3 protein-coding genes are annotated in these 3752 nt (G+C 69.7%); all 3 read right to left on the bottom strand.

Going from position 1 to position 3752, the window contains the following annotated elements:
* Nucleotides 1–297: DUF2894 domain-containing protein (locus tag G3N93_RS35810; protein ID WP_206135111.1), on the bottom strand; the 297-nt coding region annotated here is incomplete at its 3' end.
* Nucleotides 294–938, bottom strand: a complete 645-nt coding sequence (locus G3N93_RS35805; protein WP_174938487.1) for an OmpA family protein — start codon at nucleotides 936–938, stop codon at nucleotides 294–296. The genes G3N93_RS35805 and G3N93_RS35810, both read right to left, overlap by 4 nt.
* Before the next feature lie 3 nt (nucleotides 939–941).
* A partial coding sequence (locus tag G3N93_RS35800; RefSeq protein WP_206135109.1) for a DUF802 domain-containing protein occupies nucleotides 942–3752 on the bottom strand: 2811 nt, incomplete at its 5' end.

Genomic DNA, 3752 nt, shown 5'->3' with positions numbered 1-3752 from the left:
GTCGGCCTGCGCATCGCGCGCGAGCCGCTCGACGAGTTCCGCCAGCACGCCGCGCGCGGGCGCCTCTACCGCGCCGCTTGCGGTGGCCGTTTCACCGGCGCGCGCCACCACCTCCGCGAAGCCTTCGAGCAACGTCGCCAGCCGTGCGTCGAGCAACGCGCGCGCGTCGCCTTCGAGCACGGCCGCACGCCGTTCGAGCGCGTCGATCCGGTGAAAGCGCACCGGATCGAGCCGGTCGGCGCCTTGCTCGCGCCATGCGTCGAGCGTCGTGCGAACGTGCGTCGCGTCGCCGGTCACTGCGCCTTCCCTCCGTTCGACGCCGACTTGCGCGGCACCGGCGCAATCTCCACGCGACGGTTCTTCGCGCGGCCTTCATCGTCCGCATTCGAGCTGACCGGCTGCTCGGAGCCGAACGCGGCCGCGAACACCGACGGCGCCGGCACGCCGGCGTCGATCAGCGCACGCGTGACCGTCAACGCGCGCTTGGCCGACAGTTCCCAGTTGTCCGCGAACTGGCGGTTGCCGGCGTGCACCTGCTGGTCGTCGGCGAAGCCGCTGATCATCAGGATCTCGTCGCGCGTCTTCAGGTAGGCGCCCAGCGGCGCGGCCAGCGTCTTCAGCAGGTCGCGGCCCGCAGGCTGCAACTGGTCGGAGTTCAGCGCGAACAGCACGTTGCCGCTGATGCCGATGCGGCCGTTCACGAGCGTCACGCGGCCGGCCGCGAGCGGCCCGGCGAGCGCCTGCTCGAGCGACTTGCGCTGCTGCGCTTCCTGCTGGCGCGCGCGCACGGCTTCCTCGAGCTTCGACGTGAGCTGAAGCTGCATGCCGATCACGCCGACGAGGATCAGCACGAACGCGCCGAGCAGCACCGACATCAGGTCAGCGAACGCGGGCCACACCGGCGCGGAGGACGCGTCGCCGTCGATTTCGTCGTGCATGCGTTACGCTCCGACGCTCGCCCGCCGGCCGGCGAGCTGCTGCAGGTCTTCGACGATCTGCTTCTGCGACATCATGCTCAGGTCGATCACCTCGCGCGCCTGCGCGACGTAATACTCGAGCTGTTCGTCGCTGCGCGCGAGCGATTTCTCGAGCGCGGCCTCGATGCGTTGCAGATGGGTCAGCAGCTTGTCGTTCGACTCGCCGAATACCTGCACGGCCATGCCGAACGCATCGCCGAGGCTCGCGACTTCGACGGCGCCCGCCGTGACTTGCGCGGCCACCGAGTCGAGCTTGCGCGTTTCGGCATCGACGGTGTCGTTGAAGCGCGCGCCGACGCGGTCGAGCAGGTCGGCCGACGTGCTGACGAGCGCGTCGATCGCGGTGCGCTGTTCGGTCGACGCGTGGTTGACCGCACCGAGCAACGTTTCGAGCGTCGCGAGCAGGCGGCTGCGTTCCTCGAGCATCGCGGTGTCGTGCACCAGGCTGTCGGACAAACGCTGGCGCAGCTCGGCGACGACGTCGGCCGCGGCCTTCGGCGCCTCCGATGCAGCCTGCACGAGGCGCGCGATCTCGTTGATCGTGTCGCTCGCATGCACCTGCGCCTGCGCGGTGATGTCGTTCGCGGTGCGGGCCAGCGTGTCGCAGATGTCCTGCTGGCGCGTCGCGGCCTGCGCGCTCGTCTGCGCCCATTCGTCGCGCAGCGCGGCCGCCATCGCGGCGAGCGAGTCGTTCCACGCGGTGAGGCGCTGTTCGTCGCGCGCGGCCAGTTGCGTCTGCAGGCCGGCATGCGAATCGCGAATCGTCGACAGCAGATCGTTCGAGCGTTGTTCGAACGTCGACGCCTGCGCGGTCAGGTCGCGCGTGGTTTGTGCGAGTGCGTCGCAGATTTCCTGCTGACGGCCCGCGCTGTGCACGCCTGCGCGCTGCCATTCGTCGCCGAGCTTCGTGGCCATCGCGGCCAGCGAGTCGTTCCATGCCGACAGGCGTTCTTCATCGCGTGCCGCGAGTTGCGTCTGCAGGCCCGTGTGCGAATCGCGGATCGTCGACAGCAGATCGCTCGAGCGTTGTTCGAACGTCGACGCCTGCGTGGTCAGATCGCGCGTGGTTTGTGCGAGTGCGTCGCAAATTTCCTGCTGACGGCCCGCGCTGTGCACGCCCGCGCGCTGCCATTCGTCACCGAGCTTCGTGGCCATCGCGGCCAGCGAGTCGTTCCATGCGGTGAGGCGTTCTTCGTCGCGCGCGGCAAGCTGCGTCTGCAGGCCCGTGTGCGAATCGCGAATCGTCGACAGCAGATCGTTCGAGCGTTGTTCGAAGGTCGACGCTTGCGTGGTCAGATCGCGCGTGGTTTGTGCGAGTGCGTCGCAGATTTCCTGCTGACGGCCCGCACTGTGCACGCCTGCGCGCTGCCATTCGTCACCGAGCTTCGTGGCCATCGCGGCCAGCGAATCGTTCCATGCCGACAGGCGTTCTTCATCGCGCGCAGCCAGTTGCGTCTGCAGGCCCGTATGCGAATCGCGGATCGTCGACAGCAGATCGTTCGAGCGTTGCTCGAACGTCGACGCCTGCGTGGTCAGGTCGCGCGTGGTTTGTGCGAGTGCGTCGCAGATTTCCTGCTGACGGCCCGCGCTGTGCACGCCTGCGCGCTGCCATTCGTCGCCGAGCTTCGCGGCCATCGCAGCCAGCGAATCGTTCCACGCAGCGACGCGCTGTTCGTCGCGCGCCGCCAGGTCGGTCTGCAGCCCCGCGTGCGACTCGCGCATCGCGGCGAGCGTCGCGCCGGAATGGCGTTCGAACGTCGCGGCGGCCTCGCCCAGCGCGCGTGCATGCTGGCCGGCCAGCGTCTCGCCGACCTGCTCCTGACGCGACAGCGCATCGCGCCAGGCGTCCGACAGGCGGCTTTCGGTCGACTCGAGGCGCGTCGCCACGCCGTCGAGCAGGTCCGTCGAACGCTGCGAGAACGTGTCGGTGAACTGGCCGAGCGTCGTCTGCAACTGCTGCGCGACGGCATCGCCCGCGCGGCGCTGTTCGTCGAGCGCGCGGTTCCAGACGGCCGTCACGTTTCCGGTGGTCTTCTCGAAGCCGTCCGTCAGCCCGTCGAGCTGACGCTGCACGGCGCCCGTCACGGTATCGCGCAGCGCGGCCATCTCCTGCGCGAGCCCCGTCATCGTCGCGGCGACGACCGGCTGCAGCGCGGCACCGGCCACGCGCGCGCTTTCGGCGGCGCTTTCCTTCAGCGCGTCGCCGACATTCGACGCGAGGCCCGCATACGCGCGCTCGGTCCGGTCGAAAAACGCCTGCTGGCTTTCGATCTGGCGATCGTGCAGCGCGACGCTGCGCGCCTCGAGCGTCGTCATCATCGTCTGCAGGCGATCAACCAGCGCCGGCATCACGTCGGCCTGGCGCTGCAGCAGCCGGAACGATTCGTCGCGCTGGTGCGCGGACGAATGCACGCGCAACGTCGTCGCGATCTTCGCGTCGAGTTGCTGGGCCGCGTCGATCCGCTCGCGGCGCACGAGCGCGGACAGCAGCCCGAGCATCGCGGACGTCGCGACGCCGGCGATCGACGTGCCGAACGCGAAGCCGAGGCCCTTCACCGGCGCGATCAGCGACGCGCGGATCGCGTCGAGATCGGTCGCGCTTTCGAGCGCGGCGCCGGTGCCCTTCAGCGTGACGACCATCCCGAGCAGCGTGCCGAGCATGCCGAGCAGCACGAGCAGGCCGACGAGGTAAGGCGTGAGCGACGGGCCCGGCAGCGCGACGCGCGCACCTTCGACCCGCGCACGCACGGCACCGCGCAGGCCCGGGTGCAGCGA

The organism is Burkholderia sp. Se-20378, from assembly GCF_017104665.1.
In the GTDB taxonomy this organism is placed as follows: domain Bacteria; phylum Pseudomonadota; class Gammaproteobacteria; order Burkholderiales; family Burkholderiaceae; genus Burkholderia; species Burkholderia lata.
Note: the sequence above shows the minus strand (reverse complement) of the source record. Positions and strands in the feature narration are given on the sequence as shown.